This window comes from Vibrio sp. 05-20-BW147, assembly GCF_013369385.1.
GTDB lineage: Bacteria > Pseudomonadota > Gammaproteobacteria > Enterobacterales > Vibrionaceae > Vibrio > Vibrio floridensis.
The window spans coordinates 1-501 of the sequence record NZ_SZTO01000100.1 but is presented as its reverse complement, the minus strand read 5'-3'; the positions used below and the strand labels follow the sequence as shown (position 1 = coordinate 501).

1 protein-coding gene is annotated in these 501 nt (G+C 32.3%); it reads right to left on the bottom strand.

All coding sequences use genetic code 11. The features are described from left to right. Positions 1–260: 260 nt before the first annotated feature. The coding region (locus FC652_RS20250) for a hypothetical protein (protein WP_176299917.1) at positions 261–501 on the bottom strand (241 nt) is incomplete at its 5' end.

The window sequence follows — 501 nt, the reverse complement described above, 5'->3', positions numbered from 1 at the left end:
GAGAAAATTTTAACTTTAAATCAATCACTTAAATCAACACATCAACCAAAAAAAACTATCCATATAGCAAATGTGTAGCACTTAATCTTCTTAGCTACTAACCAACTTGAGGTACCACGGAAAGACAAATCTGTGTGCCATTCATGTACACCAAGAATCGAGCCTATAGACCTCATCAACTAGAAGAGGCTGAAAAGGCACCAAATGAATAGCTTTTATTAGCACTTTTAAAGCCTCTATCGAACGTTCTAACATATGATTCATATCCAAAAACGTTTAACTTCATTAAAATCAAGATCTGAGTCTATTATATTGAACCATAATTCTAGTTTTTCTTTATTCTTCTCACTGACAACAGAACTTTCATATAATAACATTGCAAATTCACTAGCAGTCACTCTCAGTTCTAACTTTTTAGCAATCTCATTTTCATTGTCGTCAGGTTTAAGCTCACTATCTTTCTTAAGATATAAAACTGCTTTGACTATGTCATCTATCATT